Consider the following 19,083-nt stretch of genomic DNA (forward strand, 5'->3'; position numbering starts at 1 on the left):
TTTGCTTGCGTTTTCCATTCTTCAAATCTCCCGTTACAGCCAAGATCCAAAGTCTCCTACATTTCCGGGGCGCTTCAGATAGGATGTCTGGGTGTTCTCTGCCAGGTTTCTGATCAGCATGTCGTGCTGCATGCGTTCACGGAGCAGTGTCATGGTGGACCTCCTGGGAACAGTGGATGGAGTGCCCGGTCGGGCACCTCCATGCTGCTCCCGGTGGCCGGTTCACCACCTCGCTGCGGTCCGGCTCCAGATGCCCGTCCTCATGGAACGCCAGCCACTCGCCTTCGCTTCCCTCCCACTACCGCTTCAGCGGTTTAGTACAAGGCGCATAAACGAGCGCGCCATTTATGTTGAGGACAACTCCGCCCGGGGCAATTGGTTCAACGGAACTGGTCGGGAAGTACACCAGCTTACCTACAAACTTGCCATTGACGTCAAAGAGCTTCGCGACCGGGCCTTCTCTGTCATGGCGAGCGTCGTTCGTCTCGTCGGCGGCTGACACTGACCATCCTCCACAGAGCGCCGCCAACAGAATCAAACAATTTACCATTCGCCTTTTCACGTTGCCTCCGCTATACGCGAATTGAAGGAAGCATCCCTAGTGTCACGTCTACTTCCGAAACCAACTGATGGATCTCGATCCGGCCGGTCGAACTTCACGTCGCTTGCTAACGGCTGCACGCGCGGCACGAGAGCTTAGCTTCAGTATCCGACTCGCAGCGGCTCGGGATAGTGTTGTGTCAAGTCGAAAGTACTTTCGACCGTCCACGCTTGAGTTTCGAACGGACTTTCAGAGTAGCAGTTCTCGGGTCCTGTGCCCTGCGAGCGCGCCGTCACCAACTGTTTGGGTCCGGCGCTGCCGACGTAGAGGGTGGCGGTCGCCCCGCTGCGGGCTAAGGCTGTCGGGCGTAATGGCCCGACCGCAGAACGAATATAGGCGTCTCCTGAGCAGTTCGAACCCGCAAACAACCCGGGATTGCCGGACCACTTCATTTCGGTAGCAGACGGATCGTTGCCTATCAGGATCGGGGAAATGGACGCATAAACGAGAACGCCTTGTACGTTGAGAACTACTCCGGCTGCGACGTTGTAGGAATCGAAAGTCACCAGCCTGCCAACGAACTTGCTATTCGCGTCGAAGAGCTTCGCGACCGGATACTCCCTGTCATGGCGAGCGCGGTCTGCCTCGTCGGAGGCTAACACCGACCACGCTCCCAACAAGGCCGACCACAGAACCAAAGATTTAACAGTTCGCTTATTCACTTTTGCCTTGTACCCAACATAACGGAAGCTTCACGGATGAAAGGCTTTCAGAAAGGTTGTGTTAAAGCCTAGGCCAGCGGACAGCGCAAAGCAAGGCGTTACCCCTTGGCGTGTTCTGTACCCACCTGGGCCGGTTTCGTTGCGAGTGGTATGTAACTAACGACTCGGGCAGCAATTTGGTAACCCTCTGCGTCGTAGCGGTGACGGTCGTGACGAGTTACGCGTGCGAAAGGTTTCTCGCATGTGAGTGACCGATTCGGAAGTCAAGCCGAGAGCCGCAAGAGACGCCCAACCACGCTGTGCGAGAAGCCAGAGCCCGTCCTCGGTCGCCCGCAAAGCCTTCACGAGGTCGCCCGGCGAGCTCGAATAAGGCCGCTTTATTTAGCCAAAGGCCGATGATGGCAAGGTCCATTTGATGGCGGCCCAACTGTCGATGTTGCTCAAGGGCATCGATTGGCGGCAGCCGCGTCGGACCGCTGCATTGTCGTTGTTGCAAATCACGAGGAAGACTCGTGAACTGCGCCACATGTCAAACGGTCCCGAACTTCCTGCCAATGACCGGCAGTTAGCGACGCAACGCTGAATGGACTTCATCCTTCGAAAGTAGGTCGGGCCGGGCGAACGATCGCCTTCCGCCGAACCTGTCGCCTGGTTCGTCAAGGCTTTATTGGCTGCTCATGGGTCGTTCAGGAGCATTCAGTTTTCCCGACAGCGGCAATTTACGATCGACAGATCCGACCGGCCTCTGAATGGCGGCAAGCGATTTCTTATCTTACGTCATGTCGAGACAAATCGACGCTTCTCGCCAGCTTAGTACCGTACGCGCTGCTGCCACGTATGGTCGATGAAAACGTCGATGGCTCGAGGGTTGTGCGCCGGCTGCCACACCACCTTGTCATACATGATCACGGTGTAGGCGTTGTCGTAAGTGCCAGCCGTATACGAGCCGACTAGCTTCCCGACGCAGGCTCGTGCGCCCACACTGTAGCTGTAGTCGTTCTGTGGCTCAGACACTTTCGGATTGTCCGTAATCTCGAACAATCCGTTGCCACCCCTTCCCGACTCATTGCCGTGCGCTTTTCCTTCTTGCACAACGTATGAGTCGCGCGAAGCCGGCTGCAGCGTGGCCGGACACGGGTCATACGCGTCATAAACCTGACGGGCGTAGCTGGAGCCGTCGTTGCCATCCGCAAGGTCGCATGTGGGAAAGGGTCGACCCCTGCTCAAGTCGTGGTACAGCCGATTAATCGGATCGACGCAGTCAGGAAGGCCTGTAGGTCCACCGTTTGATGAGGGATTGGAAAGGCATAGCAACACCTTGCAACCAAGCTGGGAAGCGTGTGCAGGCGAGGCAGCACCGATCACGAACGGGGCGCACATCAGGGCGAATATCGGTTTTCTCATCGCTGCGTCTCCCAAGTGGGACTTTTGCGCTTGTGCTCAGTCCACGAACTGCACGAAAGGCGGGTCCTGCTGCCCACTGTTCTGCGGCAGCGCCCGCTGCACGGGCGGCGCTTGCTCGGCACGAACAGCAGCGTCACTCTGCGCAACGCCGTTCGCGGGCGTCGTGAGCTGGACCTTGACGGGCGGCTCCGGATCCCTCTTGATGATCGCGTCCGCATCCTCGGCCGGAACCGTGTTGCCGCCCTGCTTCGGACCGTCAGCAAAGATGACCCATTGGCCCGACGACGCATGCTTTGCCGGAGCTCCAGACCGACCGGAGGGAGGCTCTGTCACCGCAGCAACGGAACTCCCGGGCTGTACGGCCGGCATAACGGGGATCGGTTGCGCCGCGCTCATCGCATTGGCGACGACTTTCCGCACATAGCTCGGCTGACCGGCTATGTCCGTTCGGAACCCGCGCGTAAAGTTGCCCGAGTAGTAGCAACTGAACGCGGCACGCAAGGCCTGCTGTTCGTCACCGATCTGCGCCTTAGCACGCTGAAAGCAGTGTTTGAGGATCGCGCTACCCGCCTTGAGATTGCGGCATGGCTCAAACGCGGTCTCGTAACTCTCGCCGTACCTGGCGAGGTTATACCGGTTGACCTGCCCCAACCCGACCGAGAAATTGAAACCTTGCCGATCCAGCTCGCGGGCCGTAGCAATTGCCTCGGCCAAGTTGCGGGGCTGGTGATCAAGGCGCCCTCCCACAACGCCGATCGCATAGGGATTCCATGAAGATTCGGTACTCACCACGCCCTTCAGGGTGGTCGGGTGAACGTCCGGCGCGCACTCGGCAGCCAGCTTTTCAAACGGCAGCGATTGTGGCGGCAGTTGCGCCGGCACCGGCGCTGCGGCAACTATCAGAGCGGCAGCGAACACGCCGGAGACCACCGTAACCACATTAAGCGTCCTCATTTTGGATCTCCGAGACATAGCGGCGGCCGTCAACACCGCGCTTAAACTGCACTACCACCTGAATGAGTGACCGGGCGTAGTCGATAACCTGGTCTTTTGGCATCGGGGAACCGAACCGCATCACCATCTGAGCGAGCCGGTCGTACATCAGGCTTGGGCTGTCGGCGTGAATCGTCGTGATTGAGCCGGTGTGCCCCGAGTTGAGCAGTTCGAGGTACGAGTAGGCTTCCGCGCCGCGCAGCTCGCCCATGATTGGACGGTCGGGCGTGAATCGCAGCATCGCCTCCAACAGATCTACCGCTGTGACCTTGGCAACCCCCTGCCCACCACGCGAATACAGCATGTGCAGGCAGTTGCGTTGAGGCGGGCGGACCTCACGCGAATCCTCAATGGTGACGACGCGCTCATGTTCGGGGATCTCCTTGAGAAGCGCGTTCAGTAGCGTCGTCTTGCCGGCGTTCGTGCCGGCAGAAATCACGATATTCTTGTGCGCCCGCACCGCGCCGCGCAAAAACGCTTCCCACCGGCTCGCCTTAAAAAGCTCACTCAAGTGGTCATCCGAGTACTCCCGGTCCTCAATCTGTCGGTTCACATCGGCGAACGCGCCTTGCTTGCTGTATTCGCTCAGCCCCATATCGAGCAGCGTCGGCTTGCGGATACACAGGGCGATGGTCTGTTCCTCGACGGCCGGCGGGCGCGCGACTTGAACGCGATAGCCGCCGCGCTCCGTATCGGCGATACCATCGGACAGGTCAATTGGAATTGTTGCAGCCAGTAGCGGCCGCTCCCGGTCGGTTTCCTGACTGGTGTAGGAAGCCGTGACCTCGGCCAACGATTCAAGCAGTCCGTAGGTAAGGTCCGGGACCTCGACGCGCTCCATATACCGCCGTCCCTGCCGTCCCAGCCAAAGCTCGCGCGGCCGATTGATTGCCAGCTCAGTGACCTCGGCGTCATCCAGATAGTCGACGATCGGCGCGAGCTTGGCCCGAAACGATGCAATTTCTGACATGACCGACCCTTATTGAATGAACGTCACGCCATCACCGTGCTGCGAGGTTTCAATTTCCTCCTTGTAGAGCGGCGTAAAGTCCAGGTCCTGGTTCACGTAAATGCGAACGCGCGAGCCAGCCGGCACCGTGATGGTGGGAGGAATATTGATGTAAGGCGCCAGCACCTGCTGCGAGGTTTGCGCCGCCGCCTGCTGCACGGACTGTCGATAGTACGCGGCCGAGTTGTATTGATCGCTCGAGCTCACGCCGGCATTGGATGCGCCGGCGCCGATGATTGACAGCAATGCGGACATGCCGAAAATCTCGGCGAAATGGGTGTTCACAATACCGCCCATACCGGCCGTGCCGAGCTGGTCGGCCCCCGCGCTATCGATCGCCACTTGCACGCCATCGGGCCGGCGCAGCATGTTCCAGACGACGAACAGCCGGTCCTGTCCCTTGCGCACGTCTGCGTTGTACATGCCGCACACGCGCGAACCCCAAGGAACGAGCACGTTCCGGCCTTGCGCGCCGTACACGTCGCGCTGCACCGTCGCGCAGACCATGCCGGGCAAATCAGAGATCGCCCGCGGCTCGAGCACTGCCTCGATTGTCTTGCCCTGCAAGACCTTGTACGGCAGATTGTCAATCTGATTGGCCTGGCTTACCGCGACGCCGTTGCCCGACACTGCTCGTGCAAAGCGCGAGTTCGAGTCCTGTGCGCCCCGCTCGCCGTTGCCACCGGCCAACATGCCCGCACTCGCCTGTCTCCGCCCAGTATCAGAATTAGCGGCACCATCGTCACCTCCGCTCACCGGCAGCACCGACGTCGCCGCTTGATTATTTGTGTTTGGTGCAATGATCGCGGACTTCATGCGTGCTTCGAGGATGCGACGCTCTTGTTCCCGACGCTGCATCTCCATCTGCTCGCGCTGGGCTCTCATCGGATCATCCGCGTGTGTGGCGCTCGCCGGGGTCGGGGTTGGCGCGGAAGCCGTGGCCGGCGCAATGGCCGGCTCTCGTGCCTTCAGCTTGGGAACGGGCTTGCGTTCCGGAATGTCCAGCTCGGCATTGGCTACGGGCCTCCCCTCGCTGGCACTTTGCTTCCAGTACCAAACCGCGCAGAGTGCAGCCAGAGCGAGCGCAACAATCGCGACGCCGCTAATTCTTTTCTTCCGGTCGCCTACAACCAATGAGGCGTGGGTCTGCTTTTCCCACTCGCGAACCGCCGCCTCGCGGTCATCCTCTGGCAGTTTGGTCGGAGCGCTCATCTCAGCCGCCTGTGACCACGTGCGCCGTCGTGCCCGTCGCCTCAGCCGACGTGCGCCTATACGGATTCGCGTTGTTCTGCACGCATAGATGCGAATTGCCGTTGCGTAGCGTGAACAGGCTTGCCGTGCGCTCGACCACCAGATACTGCCCCTCGCGCCGCGTGTTGACGATCGACTCGGAGCCGTCGGGACCGACCGTGTAGACGGAAGGGATCTCCGCGTCCGGAGCGAGCAGGAAATAGGTGAATTGGCCGTCGTCGAACGCACGGGCGAGCGGAATCGCGGCCTTGTTGCCCGAGGTGCCGTAATCGAGATTGAGCCGTGCCGGATCGATCCCAGTGCTCGCCCGACGGGAAGCGGCCGCGCCAGTGACCCCGTTCATGTTCGCGTTCGGATAAACAAACCGGACGAGGAATGTCATCGAGGCGCGGCTCTTCGCACTGTTGAGTTTGAAGTAGTAGGTGCGCTTGTCGGTAATCACCGTCAGATTCGTCGCCGCATTCGGCTCGACCGGCTTCAAAAAAAGCCGGTTCTGGTAAGGGACGGTCTGCCATGCAATCGAATCGCCCACTGTGACCACCTTGACCAATTCGTCGTTCGCGAACTCGATAGAGGTCTGGTAACCATACGTTCCGACGATCTCGTAGACCTGATTCGGATCATAGGCCACTTGTTTGACCCGGTCATCGGTGAAAAGTGGGCGCGGCAACTTCGCCGCGTTTGCCTGCATCGAGACAAGCGAAAGCGGTGCGCCAAGCAAGGGAGCCAAAAGGGCTGAGAGGGCGATGGCGAGAGAAAGTCCTGCGCGTCTCATGGTGCATCTCCCTTCTCGAGTCGAAATGAGTGGTGCGGGGCGACTTACAGAACTGAGAAGTAAGCCGAGTACGGAGCCGATACCGCGCGAATCATTGACGGCTCAGCTCTTGATCCTTGCGATATGCGGTCGCCGCGAAGCCCAGCGCGTTTTCCCAACGGTCGCCCAGCGAGAGCGGCTTGAACGTGAAGGTGTAGCGGACCAGCGCCATGTAGTAGTCGATCTTCGGTGCGCTGCCGGGCTTGTCGGTGATCGACTGAAACGAGACCTGATAGGCGTCTTTGCCCAGCGACGTGATGCCGGTTACCCTTGGATAGCGCCGGCCGCCCTGCCCGATCTGGTAATACGGGTTGTTCGGGTTATCCGCGCTGGTTTCCGCGTCGTACTGCGCTGCGATCGTTTGCGTCGAGTGCAGCCGGCAAAGATCGGCGAAGCGTTGCCGCCAGTCAGGGTCGAACGTGTTGCAGTACATAATGAAGTCGTACACCTGGCTTTGGACAAAACTCTCCTGGCCCGTGAGCGTTTCCTTATTCACAACCTGCTGTTTGACCACGTGCCCGTTCGCATCGATGACGGACACTACCGGGATGACCGTATGGATGTTGGCGAGCACTGTCACGGCACCGGCGAGACCCGCCAGGCAGATCAGCAACAGTCCGATAATCAGATAGGCGCGGTTGCGCTCCTGCTTGAGCTTGTTTGAACCGCTCAGCTGCGCAGCCTGAGTCTTTGCATCGCCGAGGAACGTCGCGCGACCGGAGCTCATCTGCCGCCTCCCCGAGGCATCGCCATGCGCGCGAGCATGATGAGTGTTCCAGTCGACGACGATGCGCCGCCCGCCAACGCAGATGCCCAGCCGCGAACGCCTAACATGAATAGAATCAGCACACCCTCAACGATGACCAACTGCGCGGTCTGCTCGGAGCTCACGAAATCCGGCGATATTGCTTGTGCAGCATTTCCCGCTGAATCGATCGCGTCACCGAAAGCAAGGAAACCGAGGCGGACGATGGCAATCACCAGGATGTACATAAAGCAAAATGTGAGCATCTTGCTTACCCAGTTGATGAACCACTGCCGCGTTTCAGGAAACATCAGAAAGCCAATGAAGAGCGGGCAGAGCACCATCGTGACGGCCAGGCCAAACTTTGCGATCGTCATGTAAACGAGCGCGATAACGAACAACACGCAGTTCATAACAAACAACAACAGACCGTCGAGAATCATTGCGATCTGGTAAAGGTTCGCCTGGCGCAAGGTCTTGGACACGCTGTCAACGTTACTCCATAAGGCATCGAGCATCTGCGCCGTGGGCTTACCGGCCATGACCGTGGCCGCGGCGCCTTCCATAAAGGAGACGAATGCGTTGTACACAATCTGAGCCAGGCCGCCCCAGTTCAGTGTCCCGAAGACTGAAACGGTCATGACGATTTTTGCCAGCAAATCCTTCCACTGCATTGGTGCGTATCCGGCATAAACTTTATAGCCAAAGACTACCCAATAAAGAATGGCGGCAAAGTAGATCGGCGTTGAAATAGCGCCGGCAATCGCCGGGTAGGTTTGCGACAAAAACGATTGCGTTACGCCATCAGCTGCGCCGACCAAACCCTGCAAGGTCATGGTAGCCATGCTATTTCGCGCCCATTACTTCGCGCCAATGCGCTTTCACTCGGGGATCGGTCACATCGGCACGAGTTAGTTTCACTCCAGTTGCGTCGGCGACACGAGACACAATTCCGTTGACGCACACATCGACATCATGCGATTTCGGTTCGGGCTGAATGTACATGTCGGCACCGCAGTAGGCTGGAAACCATTGTTGGAATTGTGATCTGTTGGCACTCAGCAATGGATTCCCCGCAGGCACGACAAGGACGCGGCCACCGGTCGAAGGCAGTGGAGGCACACTCGAAGGGTCTGACACGACCGGTTCGGCCGGCTGCTTTGGAAAGAAGTAATAGACCACTCCGCCGATCGCAACCACGGTGGCGATGCCCGACACAATCATCCAGACGTTACGCATCGTCTTTGCCTCCATCCGTTCCCGTGTTGAGGCGTTCGAACTCGCACGCACACGGCGACTTGTCGAACTTGTTTGAGGCGCTCGTGCAACCCGTGATGAGCGCCGCCACTACCAGCACCGCAAACAAGCGCCATCCCTTTCGCGCGAGCGCGACCATCGGTAGATACAAAAGCAGGGGCAGGAAGGCAAGAAGTTTCATGTCGGCAACTCCTGGTAACGGGGCCTTGTATCTCACAGAGCCTTACTCGCCCGTGCGCCGAAAATACTTCTGCGTGGCCGCTGTCGCCTGGTTTTGCTGATTCAACATGTTGGCTTGCAAATTCATGTTCATCGTGTTGAGCTTCGCCATCGCGCTTTGCAACATACCGCTCTCGCTCGAGATGCGGTTTTGCAAATCCTGCGCATCCTTGACATTCGTCGTCATATCAACCTGCTCGCTCATGCGGGTCAGATTTATGAGGTGTGTCTGCACTTCCGAATACAACGAGTCCCCGCCCGCCATCGCAGCGCGCACCGAATCCGTACTCATCCTGTAGGTCGTCGCATTCTGTGCCTGCGGGTTGGCGAACAGGTCTTGCGGCATCGTATTGATGAGCTTCTCGTAAAAGTTTTGCCGCGAGCCAAATTCCCCGCTCTGCTGCTGCGCGACGACCTCTTGCCACGATCCTGGGACCACCGAAGTCGCACGGATCGATTCGCTCAAGCCCAACTGCCCACGACCATAGCTTCCAGTGACAGCGGCGTACTGCTGCTTGAGCGTTTCGTACTGTTGTTGCAATTGGCGAAACTGCTGTTGCAATTGGGCCATCGTCGTCGCATCGAATGTCGGAATGCCAGTCGCAGCTGTCGGCATCGATGCGCAGAAGGAAGCGGCGATCACTACGCTCACAAGAATTGCTTTCATGGCCGAGCTCCTGGTTGAGCTTCCTGGTCAGGCTTCTTTCTGCCTGAGGTTGTGCGTGTTCCTGGCAAGCGCACGCGCCATGAACACCGGTACCCACTGTTCCGGATCGTCGGACCCGAGCTCACGAATAGTCTCGTCCATCAACGCGACGCCCTTGTCGTTGGAAGACAGGATCGGGATGAACTCAGCCAGATCGGAAAGATCGAACTTCGCTCTGATCGACTCGCTTCCACGTCGGATCAGGAAGGTACGGTGCTCCGGCGGCGTATCGCGGATGAACTCGTACTCAGCCGGGGTCAAGCCGAGCGCATCGACGTAATCGGCGTACCTTGCTTCGCCGTTCGGTAGAAAGATCTTGGTCGCCGTCTGCTTCTGGATCGAGTCCGTTTCGCTATACAGGTACTTGGCGTCCGGCGTCACAAAAATCAGCAGCCCGTTCTTGCGACGAATCTGCATGATGTAGCTGTCGATTTTGTCGCGCCAGTACGCGTGCTTGACGAGGTTCTGGCCTTCTTCGAGCACCAGGATGAAAGGCTCGCCGTTCATGGCCTGCTCGATGCGATGGAACGGGTAACTCAGGACAACGGGCAACTCAGGGCGCGCCGCACCATCTTTGATGAGTTGTCGCATCTCGTAGCAGTAATGCCGGCATATGCTCAGATCGATGCGGTCGTCCTCGTTGTCGAAGACGCCCCAATTCGCCCCCTCGTGACCATTCGCGCCGTGCCAAATACGCATGTCTTTGGCGAGCTCGCCTTGACCCAAGCACCATGCGACATTGCGCAAACGCCGGTCTTGCGGGGGTAGTTCGTAGTTTTCGTGAACGGTTTTTTTGAATCGCTCGACGTCATCAGGCACCAATGTCCCGCCGTAACAGGTGCGCATCAGCATCAGCAGCTCGATCAGATACGCGCGGTTTTCGGAGGTATCGGGGAGCTTGAAGGGGTTCCATCCCGTTTTTCCCTGCACGCTCAGCGTCGTATGCTGCGCGCCCATCGCGCACATAAACACCTTTGCGCCTTCGCGATTGTCGAACCAGAACACCCGCGGCTGAGCTTTGTCGGCCATCGCAATCAAGGCGCAGAGCAACGTCGTTTTCCCCGCACCGGTATCGGCCGTCACCGCGGTACTGCCTGCGACCATCCCTTCCATCTCCCGATGGAAATTGAAGTGGTAAGCCGTGCCGCTCTCCGTCTCGAACGGCATGATTGCAGGTCCCCACAGGTTTCCGTCGATCTTTCCGGTAGCGAAGTTGTGCAGCGAGGCGAAACCCGCGAAGTTGCCTGACTTGATCTTGCCGCGACGCCCCATGAAATGCTGCGCCTGACCGGGAAGTTGCGCCCAGAAGAAGGTCTCGAGCGCAAACCATTCGCGCACCGGTTTCACACCGAGATTCACGAAGGCTTTCTTCAACAGTCCGACCGCTGCATCGAGGTCCGCAAACGTTTGCTGTTTGTTAGCGACAGGGTCGACGAGTTTCGTTGTGGCCTGCACATGCACCAGCATGCTCAGGTGATGCAGGCCATTTACCGAGCGGCCGCGACTGAGGTCTTGCAGCCCTTGGGTGATTTCGTCCTTGTCCTCCTGCGCAACGCCTTCGTGATCGTTCACCGCAATCCGGCGGCGTTCCTGCCGCATGTCGTGCTCGGCGCTGATCCGGTCCGTAAAGAAGAACGACTGTGTGATGATGTACTCGACGGGTTGCCAGAGAAATTCGTCCAGCATCCGCGACGGCGTGCGCGAGGGCCATTCGGCCATGCTCAGCATGGCGCCAGCGCGCGTGCCGCTCAGGTTTTGTACAGCCATCGTGTCACTCACGGTCTTGAAGTCGAGCCATGACACGGCAAGCGTGCGATCGAGCGGCAGTTCAGTGACCGGCACACGCTCATCTTCGAGGTTGATCAGGTAATGAAGGAAGCCGCCGATCTCGGTGTAGTCCGCACCGAGCGCGTCGAGCACGTCGTTCCGTCGATAGACGCCGCGCTCGCCGTGTTCGCGCAGGAACGCTTGCCAGTCCATGCCGAACCGTTCGATAGCGGCTTGGGCATCCGCCCGGGTCACCTGATCGACAGAATACTCGGGGCGGCGCTGGATTCGCAGCTTTCGGGCGCCATAGCTCGCCAAAGTCTGCCTGATCAGGTTAGCCGCTTCGTTCACATCCTTGACCTGTTCGTTGAACGATTCCAACACCTCGTTTGTGATCGTCGTGCCTGACACCATTGAGAACAGACGGTCGAGGATGCCCGGCACGCCTTGGCGGAAGCGGTTGCGCACGACAGAAATGTAGATGTCGTTCACGTAGAACGAGCGCTGCGCGTAACGGGCGCGCCAGACAGCATTGAACTGCCGCGAAAACCACGTACCGCCCTCGCCTGCCGGATACTGATTGACCTTGCGACGAATCAGGTGCACATAGATGCCGCGGTCGCTGTTCGCGATGGAGCGCAATACCGTGTTGCGCCGACGCTCGAACTGCTTGATTTGCGCGGCGCTCAACGACTCAAAATACAGGCCATCGAGCTTGATGACCTGCATCACGCCATCGTCCTTGGTGATGACGGTTTCGTCATCGTAGTGAACGGTGTACGGGATCATGTCGCTTAACGCCATCTCGCGGGCGTTCGCGCGAGCGCCGTCAGGTGTCGGCATCGACAGCGACATGTCAAACTGCTTTTTCAAGACGTCAGCGAGGCGCATAGCGACGGCATCCCCAAAAGCGCTTGTTCGGGCACGTCTTCAGATGAGTGGCGGCGGCCAGGATGTCGAACAGATACACATCTTTCAGGCAGACCAGATAACTGATCAACAAAAGGACGGGAACCAAGGCCGCAGCCCACAGCGATCGCGTGATAAGCGCAGCCATGCCGGGAAAATAGACGCTCATCGCGAGGCTCGTGAGCGTCAAGCCGCCCACCATCGTGGGACGCGTCATCGCCGCGACGAGCGTTTCCGCCTCATCGTGCAGCAGTTCGTCCTGGCGCTCGTCCTGGCTCATATCAGTCCACTCGCACGATTGCGAAGGTCGCCGACGATATTCGGTGCGAAGAACACGAGACCAATCCCCAATCCCCATCCGCCGAGCGTCATCAGATCAATACGCCCCGATTTCCAGCGAATCCCTTGGATCGCCAAGGTGATGATGCCGATGTAGTAGCCCCACTCGAAGATGAGCAGGTTGGTAATTGACTTCAGAAACGCGGTAATGCCGGTGAAGGCGCCCGCTGCGTCTTGGGCTTGAGCGATCTCGGGAAGCAAGACCAGGGCGAGCACCAACGCGTTCGCGATCAACTCCAACACGCGGTCGACGGTGTCACCCTTGCGGGGGCCGACTATGAGTTCTTTGTGGTCATGCAGTTGGCCCATGGCAACCACCTCTCAGGTTTATTCGTTTCTCTTAGAAAAAACGATGCAAACGGTTTGAGTGCGCGGACAACTTTCTTTAATAAAATCGATGGCAATATCCAGCCGTTTCCACAGCTTGATTTTTCCAAGCGCGGTCACGACGTCATACACCATGTCCTGCGTCGGTAGCTTGACCTTCATGAGCCACCATCGGCTGTGGCCGTGCTCAGTCTCGATCAGATGAATTTCGTAGTCCGGCTGAGCCTGGTCGAGGACCGTCAACTCTTTTTTGGTCAGCGTGAGCATTCTTTTTCCGTCGTTGCGCGGTTTCGGCGAAGACGGAATTAATGCCACGGAGAACAGCGGCTTGCTACGTTTCAACGTGAATATTCCACGTTCGACATCATTTGTTAAATGTCGGAAGCGATTCGTTGAACCCATACTGTATAAAAGCACAATCTTCAGAGGGAATCAAGGAAGTTTTCGAAATATTGGGAGATCGCTGATCAATAGGGGCATCGAGGTCACCTAGCCTGAGTCGCAGCCGACATGGTCGGCTGCGAGTCCGCCTTGCCTCGGCCAATCGGGCAAGGAATCGCGGTCGAGTGGGGTCAGTAAAGCCATCCTGAAACCGCGTTGCCTGTGTCTGAATCTTTTCAGACTCTCCAATGCGTTGAATTCATATGGGAACGCTCGACCTCGAAGCTGGGATCGTTGTCGATCGCCACGGCGTCGTCTTCATACTGATGCACAATTCGCGTCCCGTTGAATGCGTGATCACGCGCGCGGCACTTGAGACGCATTTTTGGCTCACGCCCGATGCGGCGGACACAACGACCTTAAAAATCTTCCGCGACGGATACCGTCGCATTCATGCGGTCGCACAACGAAAATTGCTTGCGAATCCGACGTCACGATTGGGCTTACGGCGGCCGATTTCACGAGAAACTGAAGCCGCTTGAGCGGATGACGCTGGGGTCGAGCTAAGCTCGGTAGCTCAGCTTCATTTCTCGCACATGTATCAACTTCGACTGCGTCGGTTGCGCGATTGCGCCTGGATCCGGTAGCGTGACGGCTCGACCGCATTTGGCGTAGACTTTCTGGGATAGACATATGAACAAGCAAGAACTGATTGACGCAGTAGCCGCAACTACCAGGGATACGAAGGCAAGCACGAGTTTGGCGATCGACGCCATCCTCGAATCGGTGACACAGGCGATCACCCGAGGAGAGGCGGTGCAACTGATTGGCTTCGGTTCCTTTTCAACCGGCGCTCGCGCAGAGCGGAGCGGGCGCAATCCGTCGACCGGCGAAGCTATTACGATCCCGGCGGCAAAGACGGTCAAGTTCACGGCGGGCAAGGCGTTTAAGGACGCCGTCAACGCGTGACAAATCGTCAGCGATTAGATCGGGCTTGCGGATCGAAGAAGGCTTGAGCGAGTCTGGCGAGAGAGCATATGGGTTCGAAGCGTAGCCGGAAGGGCGGATCCCGCCCCCGTCAACCTCTCACGAAGGCGATGCTTCTGCCTATAGACCAGGCGTCCGCGCGTGAACGATCCCTGTCTTCCCATCTTGCACTTGCCGCATGCAGGGATGGGCACGGAAGCGGGTACCTTTTCAACCAACTCATTCGCGTCGCCTACACTACGTGGTTTCTTCAGCAGGCTGGTTACGGCGACAAACCGGTTGAATGCTACAAGAAGGCGGAATACGCTGTCGAGGCAGCGCTCGAGCTTGCGAACAGGTCGAACGAATGGATCCTGGCCGAAGACACAATTCCGGCTTTTGAAACTCTGCTCGCGCTGCATGACACACAATTGGCGACCGCTCCTCGCCACAAGGTGATGGAGGCTGAACAGCGACTTCTGCGCTTTCTCGCTGGGACCGAACCTTCGCCTATCCCCGAGCCGAATCTCGACAAACCTTAGGGCCGTTTAGGCCGTAGGGTTTGCGAATGTGCAAAATGACATGGTTCGAAGGCGAAAATTGCGCTAATCAAGTGAAGCTCTGCCCACGTCGGAATCGCACTCAGTCGTCTGACGGGGATGAGCGGCATCGGGCACGGCTATATGGCCGTACTCGACATCGCGTGGCATGCGGGCCCGCAGCGGGCTGATATAGAAGTTGAGGATAGGAAAGTCGAGATATCCCAAGCAATCGACCTAGCGATGTAAGCATAGGGCATCTACTGAATGCGTCCTTACGAGCCGGCCGTACATGGCGGCGTCCGCGCGACGGCCGTTCCCAGCCCACTACAGTCATCGATATTGTTGAACAACTTGCCCTATGCCCGACCCTACCGGCACGTGTGACGCTGTCGAATGCTCGTGATCGCGCGGGCGTCATTTCAGCCGAAGCAGGACCACTCCGGCGGTACCGCCGCTAAAAGCCGGCGTCGTCCACGTAAGCCGGTCCTATGTATGGTGAACGGTCGCTTTTGCTCGACGCCTCTGCGACTGCCAAATGCGAAGTCCAGACAAGTCCCATCCAGTTAGTTTGGTCGACACCGCCAAGAGTGCGTGTAGGCGGTGTCTTCTTCGTTATCTCGTCGGTTTGTTCGAAACGCCAATCAGGGCTTCGAGCCGAGCGCTATCGCCGTCGACTTGCCAGCCGGTGGTCACTGCGGTCCACCCTAGAAAAACTCCCCACGCCCAACTCAAGAGCGTCCGCGCCTCGGCCGGGTCTTCCTTCTCCGCAGCTACCTGCATTAGGCGCACGATATTGCGCTCAGTCGCCAGCGTGATTTCGCCGTACGTCCAGCTTTTCTCTTGGCTCATGTGCGATCCGCTTTTAGTTGTCGCAACAGCAAATTCAGGCCGGGTGGCACCACCACGATTGAGCGTAGGCAATGTCATCGGCAAACTCAATACCGGTCAACACGAATCCGTTCGGTCGCAACCATGACAGCATGGCGTCGTGAAGCGGTGGAATCGGCTGCGGCTCGCTAACCGCGGTGATTTGAAAGCGCGCGCTGTTTGAATGACGGTTGAGCGCTCAGGATTTTTCTTGCACCCCAGTACATCGTCGTAAATGCCGGGCGCTTTCTCCACGTCAACATGATCAAGCGCCCTGCCCCGCTCCCGCATCGGTTTCACCTCGGCCTGCATCAGCGTTGCTCGATCAGTTCCGGTCGCCGGGCGTGGGCCCTTTTTTCTCCGGCACCTCACTAATTGCCCATGCTCCATAGTTAAATCTCATTGCCGACTTCTCCACGGGTTATCAGCGATTGTGCATGCGTACGGCATCATGGTGGACGGTTAGTTGCGTGAAAAAAATTACGAAAACCGTAACGAACGATACGTTTATGAGCTGAATGCTGTTAGCGCGAAGGCCTCGAGCGCAGAACCCCTTTGCTCGACTTCGACTAGGTCTTTTTCCGTGAAACAAAGTCGCCCTGCCACGGCTACGGCCTTGATCTAAAACAGCTTCTGGCCTTGCAAAAACTTTGTTTGATTGTTTCACGGCAAGGTTCACATCTTAAGACCGCTTCGAGGTTTCTCCCTGAACGGTAGGCCCAGCGCGGCTTCGCAGCAACGGTTTACTTGCGTTTACTTGTAACTCGGTCTAATCTGCGTCCAATTCGACAGCCACACGCAAATTTCCCTCTCGCTGTCCGAATCTACTCCAAGGTGACCAAGTGAACGCAGTGAACGACAACATTGGAGCGTCGGATCTTCTATTGTCGGGTCCAGACGACACCACCGCTGAAGATTTACTCCTTTTGGCTAATCGATCGACCGTGATGCTTCGAAAGATCCGGGACGAGATTCTCAAACCGGAGCCTCGCAAAACCCCTCCCCTCGTTTCCTCCACTCGCGTGCAAGAAATCTGCGGCATTGATCGGAAACGCATGGGTTATGCACTTCAAACAACGGCGCTGCCCAAAGGTCGCCAAACCCGAGCCGGCGGCCAGCGTTCCTTCACGCTGGAGGAAGCCATTCAGTGGGTGAAGGCGGAACGACGTCCTCCCCCGCGGACGGGTCGCGGCAAGGTCATTACCGTCGCAAACTTCAAAGGCGGAGTCACCAAGACAACGACCTCCACCCTCCTCGCGCAAGGTCTCGCCATGCGTTGGGGTCGAAAGGTGTGTCACATTGATCTCGATCCGCAGGGCAGCGCAACAACTCTGTACGGTTACAACCCGCACGCTGAAATCGAGGCTGACGACACCGTCATCCCGCTGATTCAAGCTTACGTGGACGGCGAGACATACGACATGCGGCAGTTACCGGTTCAGACCTACTGGCCGAATCTCGATCTCATTCCCGCTTCGCCGCAGCTCTTCAATGCGGAATTCATGCTGCCAGCCCGCGCGAACCTGGCGCGCCCTGGAGATGTTCGTTTCGAGCAAGTGTTGCATCGCGGACTCAAGCCGTTGCTCGAAGAGTACGACTACGTGGTGATCGACACTGCTCCCACGCTCAGTTACCTGACGATCAACGCGGTCTTCGCGGCGGACGGGGTCATCGTTCCCGTCGTACCAGACATGCTGTCCTTTGCCTCGATGGTTCAGTTCTGGCACCTTTTTTCCGATCTTATCACGGGCATGGAAGAGTTCGGCGACTCTGAAAAGAAGCGGTTTGAGTTCGTCGACGTGTTGGTCACCCGTGTGGCGCCCAATAAACCGGCAACGCGGGTGCTTCAGCAATGGATCGCAAATCTGTACGGCTCTCGCGTCATTCCGGTCGAGATTCCGGAAACCGATCTCGCCCGAAACACGAACATGCATTTTCAGACGATCTATGACATTGATAAGTACGAAGGCGGGATGGAGACGCTGAGACGGATTCGTAACCCGATCGATCAATTTGTGGACCTAGTCGACGAAAAGGCGAGTAGGTCGTGGGGAGAGAGCGCATGAGTTCGCTGAGAGACCGTCTGTCGAAGGGCCTTTCGATCACGCTGAGCGACGAGGACGAAGCTCAAGCCGCGTCGATGAGGGCGACTGCGCCAACCACCGGCCCGGGCCAGACGATGACAATCGCGGCCCTCAGAAAGCAAATCGCCGATCTAAAGTCGCAACTTGAGGCGCGCGATACTCGAGGGTCGGACGAGGCACAGACGAAGATCAAGGAGTTGGAAGAACAACTGGCGAGCGCCTCGATGCTTGAGCTACCTCTCGAGCGACTGCACGAGGTGCCGGGACGACGTCGTTTCATGGAGCCGGCGAAGTACAGCGAACTGCGCGAGAACCTGCGGCACAACAAGCTGGTTCATCCGGCTGTCGTGCGAGCCAGCGCGGACGGTAGCTACGAAATCGTCTCGGGGCATCACCGAGTCGACGCGTATCGCGAACTTGGTAGGCAAGCAATCCGGTGCGTCTTGGAGGACGGGACTGAAGACCAAGCTGACGACGGCGCGTTCTTCGCCAACCTGATGCAGTCGGATCTGACCGATTATGAGAAGTACGTCGGTCTCAAGCGATTCCAGAGTAAGCATCCAGAACTGAGCCAAACAGAGGTCTCTGTTCGTGTTGGGATCAGTCAGCCCCATGTGAGCGCTCTGCTCTCCTACGAGCGGCTACCGACCGAAGTACACGCAATTCTCCAGCAGCAAATGGCACTCGTCGGCGCTACAGCGGCTTCGGAACTAGCGACGGCGACCGATGCCGGCAAGGGAGAACGCGTTACAGAGGCAGTCCGACGTCTGTCGGAGAAAAAACTGGATCAAGCGCAGGCGGTGCGGTTTGCGAAGGATGCCGACAAGCCGAAAACGGCCAAACCCGCAGCGACTACCTTCAAGGTGAAGGATGGGAAGAGCACGTGGTGCGATGTTCGGCGCGCTCGAAATGTCATGCGGCTCGAATTTCAGTCGGAAGCTATCGCGGAATCGGTACAAGAAGCTATTCGTCGACACTTGGAAGCGCTTGTCACAGACGCGAAGAGCTAAGTGTTTGATTTTATTGATTATCGGAGTCCGATAATGCCAAAGACGTAACCAGGCATCACAAAGACAAAAGCCCCCAGCTGGAAACTGGAGGCTTTTGCGATACGGGCTTGGCTGGAAACCTCGCTCGTTACACTCACCAGCTGGAAACTGGTAGTGGGCCCTCTGCAAGTCCCGAGTGTAGCGAAACGAGCCAGACAGTCAAGCGTTATCAATCCATTTCCTGAAAATGG

At 58.0% G+C, this 19,083-nt stretch carries 22 protein-coding genes; 5 read left to right on the forward strand and 17 right to left on the reverse strand.

The genetic code is table 11. The annotated features are described in order from the left end of the window. Window positions 1-298: 298 nt before the first annotated feature. The 16 genes from AWB81_RS44945 to AWB81_RS29130 form a co-directional block, all read right to left on the reverse strand. Window positions 299-502: a hypothetical protein gene (locus tag AWB81_RS44945; RefSeq protein ID WP_144444200.1), complete on the reverse strand. Its 204-nt coding sequence runs from the start codon at window positions 500-502 to the stop codon at window positions 299-301. Between the two features lie 200 nt (window positions 503-702). After that, window positions 703-1,203 (reverse strand): hypothetical protein, encoded by a 501-nt coding sequence (locus AWB81_RS29060; protein WP_144444201.1) that lies wholly within the window; start codon window positions 1,201-1,203, stop codon window positions 703-705. An 870-nt stretch (window positions 1,204-2,073) separates the two neighbouring features. Then, entirely contained in the window at window positions 2,074-2,277 is a 204-nt protein-coding gene (locus tag AWB81_RS47105) for a hypothetical protein (protein WP_235025955.1), read from the reverse strand. A gap of 426 nt (window positions 2,278-2,703) precedes the next feature. Next, window positions 2,704-3,621, reverse strand: a complete 918-nt coding sequence (locus tag AWB81_RS29070; protein WP_062640072.1) for a lytic transglycosylase domain-containing protein — start codon at window positions 3,619-3,621, stop codon at window positions 2,704-2,706. Next, window positions 3,608-4,630 carry a P-type DNA transfer ATPase VirB11 gene (gene virB11 / locus AWB81_RS29075; RefSeq protein WP_062640074.1) on the reverse strand — a complete coding sequence of 341 codons (1,023 nt, stop codon included), beginning with the start codon at window positions 4,628-4,630 and terminating at the stop codon, window positions 3,608-3,610. Before virB11 ends, AWB81_RS29070 begins: the two co-directional genes overlap by 14 nt. A 9-nt stretch (window positions 4,631-4,639) precedes the next feature. Further along, complete coding sequence (locus AWB81_RS29080; RefSeq protein ID WP_062640076.1) at window positions 4,640-5,881, reverse strand: TrbI/VirB10 family protein; 1,242 nt, start codon at window positions 5,879-5,881, stop codon at window positions 4,640-4,642. Window position 5,882: 1 nt separating this feature from the next. Further along, on the reverse strand, window positions 5,883-6,695 hold the full coding sequence (locus AWB81_RS29085) for a TrbG/VirB9 family P-type conjugative transfer protein (protein ID WP_062640077.1): 813 nt from the start codon (window positions 6,693-6,695) through the stop codon (window positions 5,883-5,885). Window positions 6,696-6,786: 91 nt separating this feature from the next. Next, complete coding sequence (locus AWB81_RS29090; protein ID WP_062640080.1) at window positions 6,787-7,461, reverse strand: VirB8 family type IV secretion system protein; 675 nt, start codon at window positions 7,459-7,461, stop codon at window positions 6,787-6,789. Further along, window positions 7,458-8,324: a TrbL/VirB6 family protein gene (locus AWB81_RS29095; RefSeq protein ID WP_062640082.1), complete on the reverse strand. Its 867-nt coding sequence runs from the start codon at window positions 8,322-8,324 to the stop codon at window positions 7,458-7,460. The genes AWB81_RS29090 and AWB81_RS29095 overlap by 4 nt, the downstream gene beginning before the upstream one ends. A 1-nt stretch (window position 8,325) precedes the next feature. Next, complete coding sequence (locus AWB81_RS29100) at window positions 8,326-8,718, reverse strand: hypothetical protein (protein ID WP_087135259.1); 393 nt, start codon at window positions 8,716-8,718, stop codon at window positions 8,326-8,328. Then, a complete protein-coding gene (locus AWB81_RS29105) occupies window positions 8,711-8,917 on the reverse strand; it encodes a hypothetical protein (RefSeq protein ID WP_062640084.1) in 207 nt (68 codons plus the stop codon). Before AWB81_RS29105 ends, AWB81_RS29100 begins: the two co-directional genes overlap by 8 nt. Window positions 8,918-8,959: 42 nt before the next feature. After that, on the reverse strand, window positions 8,960-9,622 hold the full coding sequence (locus AWB81_RS29110) for a TrbJ/VirB5 family protein (RefSeq protein WP_062640086.1): 663 nt from the start codon (window positions 9,620-9,622) through the stop codon (window positions 8,960-8,962). A 27-nt stretch (window positions 9,623-9,649) separates the two neighbouring features. Then, a complete protein-coding gene (locus tag AWB81_RS29115; RefSeq protein WP_200822570.1) occupies window positions 9,650-12,319 on the reverse strand; it encodes a VirB4 family type IV secretion/conjugal transfer ATPase in 2,670 nt (889 codons plus the stop codon). Beyond that, complete coding sequence (locus AWB81_RS29120; RefSeq protein ID WP_062640088.1) at window positions 12,306-12,617, reverse strand: VirB3 family type IV secretion system protein; 312 nt, start codon at window positions 12,615-12,617, stop codon at window positions 12,306-12,308. The genes AWB81_RS29115 and AWB81_RS29120 overlap by 14 nt, the downstream gene beginning before the upstream one ends. Then, window positions 12,614-12,985 carry a TrbC/VirB2 family protein gene (locus AWB81_RS29125; protein WP_062640090.1) on the reverse strand — a complete coding sequence of 124 codons (372 nt, stop codon included), beginning with the start codon at window positions 12,983-12,985 and terminating at the stop codon, window positions 12,614-12,616. Before AWB81_RS29125 ends, AWB81_RS29120 begins: the two co-directional genes overlap by 4 nt. Window positions 12,986-13,003: 18 nt before the next feature. Continuing rightward, a complete protein-coding gene (locus tag AWB81_RS29130) occupies window positions 13,004-13,345 on the reverse strand; it encodes a hypothetical protein (protein WP_200822571.1) in 342 nt (113 codons plus the stop codon). Between the two features lie 302 nt (window positions 13,346-13,647). Between AWB81_RS29130 and AWB81_RS29135 the strand changes: the two genes are divergently transcribed. The 3 genes from AWB81_RS29135 (at window position 13,648) to AWB81_RS29145 (ending at window position 14,892) form a co-directional block, all read left to right on the forward strand. Further along, window positions 13,648-13,926 carry a DUF1488 family protein gene (locus AWB81_RS29135; RefSeq protein WP_062640093.1) on the forward strand — a complete coding sequence of 93 codons (279 nt, stop codon included), beginning with the start codon at window positions 13,648-13,650 and terminating at the stop codon, window positions 13,924-13,926. Between the two features lie 151 nt (window positions 13,927-14,077). Then, complete coding sequence (locus AWB81_RS29140) at window positions 14,078-14,353, forward strand: HU family DNA-binding protein (RefSeq protein ID WP_062640095.1); 276 nt, start codon at window positions 14,078-14,080, stop codon at window positions 14,351-14,353. A 128-nt stretch (window positions 14,354-14,481) separates the two neighbouring features. Further along, window positions 14,482-14,892, forward strand: coding sequence for a hypothetical protein (locus AWB81_RS29145; protein ID WP_235025956.1), 411 nt, complete (start codon window positions 14,482-14,484; stop codon window positions 14,890-14,892). A 612-nt stretch (window positions 14,893-15,504) separates the two neighbouring features. Here AWB81_RS29145 and AWB81_RS29150 read toward each other — a convergent pair. Beyond that, on the reverse strand, window positions 15,505-15,819 hold the full coding sequence (locus tag AWB81_RS29150; protein WP_144444202.1) for a hypothetical protein: 315 nt from the start codon (window positions 15,817-15,819) through the stop codon (window positions 15,505-15,507). Window positions 15,820-16,601: 782 nt separating this feature from the next. Here AWB81_RS29150 and AWB81_RS29155 point away from each other — a divergent pair. Continuing rightward, entirely contained in the window at window positions 16,602-17,825 is a 1,224-nt protein-coding gene (locus AWB81_RS29155; protein WP_235025957.1) for a ParA family protein, read from the forward strand. After that, on the forward strand, window positions 17,822-18,853 hold the full coding sequence (locus AWB81_RS29160; RefSeq protein ID WP_062640099.1) for a ParB/RepB/Spo0J family partition protein: 1,032 nt from the start codon (window positions 17,822-17,824) through the stop codon (window positions 18,851-18,853). Before AWB81_RS29155 ends, AWB81_RS29160 begins: the two co-directional genes overlap by 4 nt. The last annotated feature ends 230 nt before the right edge of the window (window positions 18,854-19,083 follow it).

This window comes from Caballeronia arationis (assembly GCF_001544975.2).
In the GTDB taxonomy this organism is placed as follows: domain Bacteria; phylum Pseudomonadota; class Gammaproteobacteria; order Burkholderiales; family Burkholderiaceae; genus Caballeronia; species Caballeronia arationis.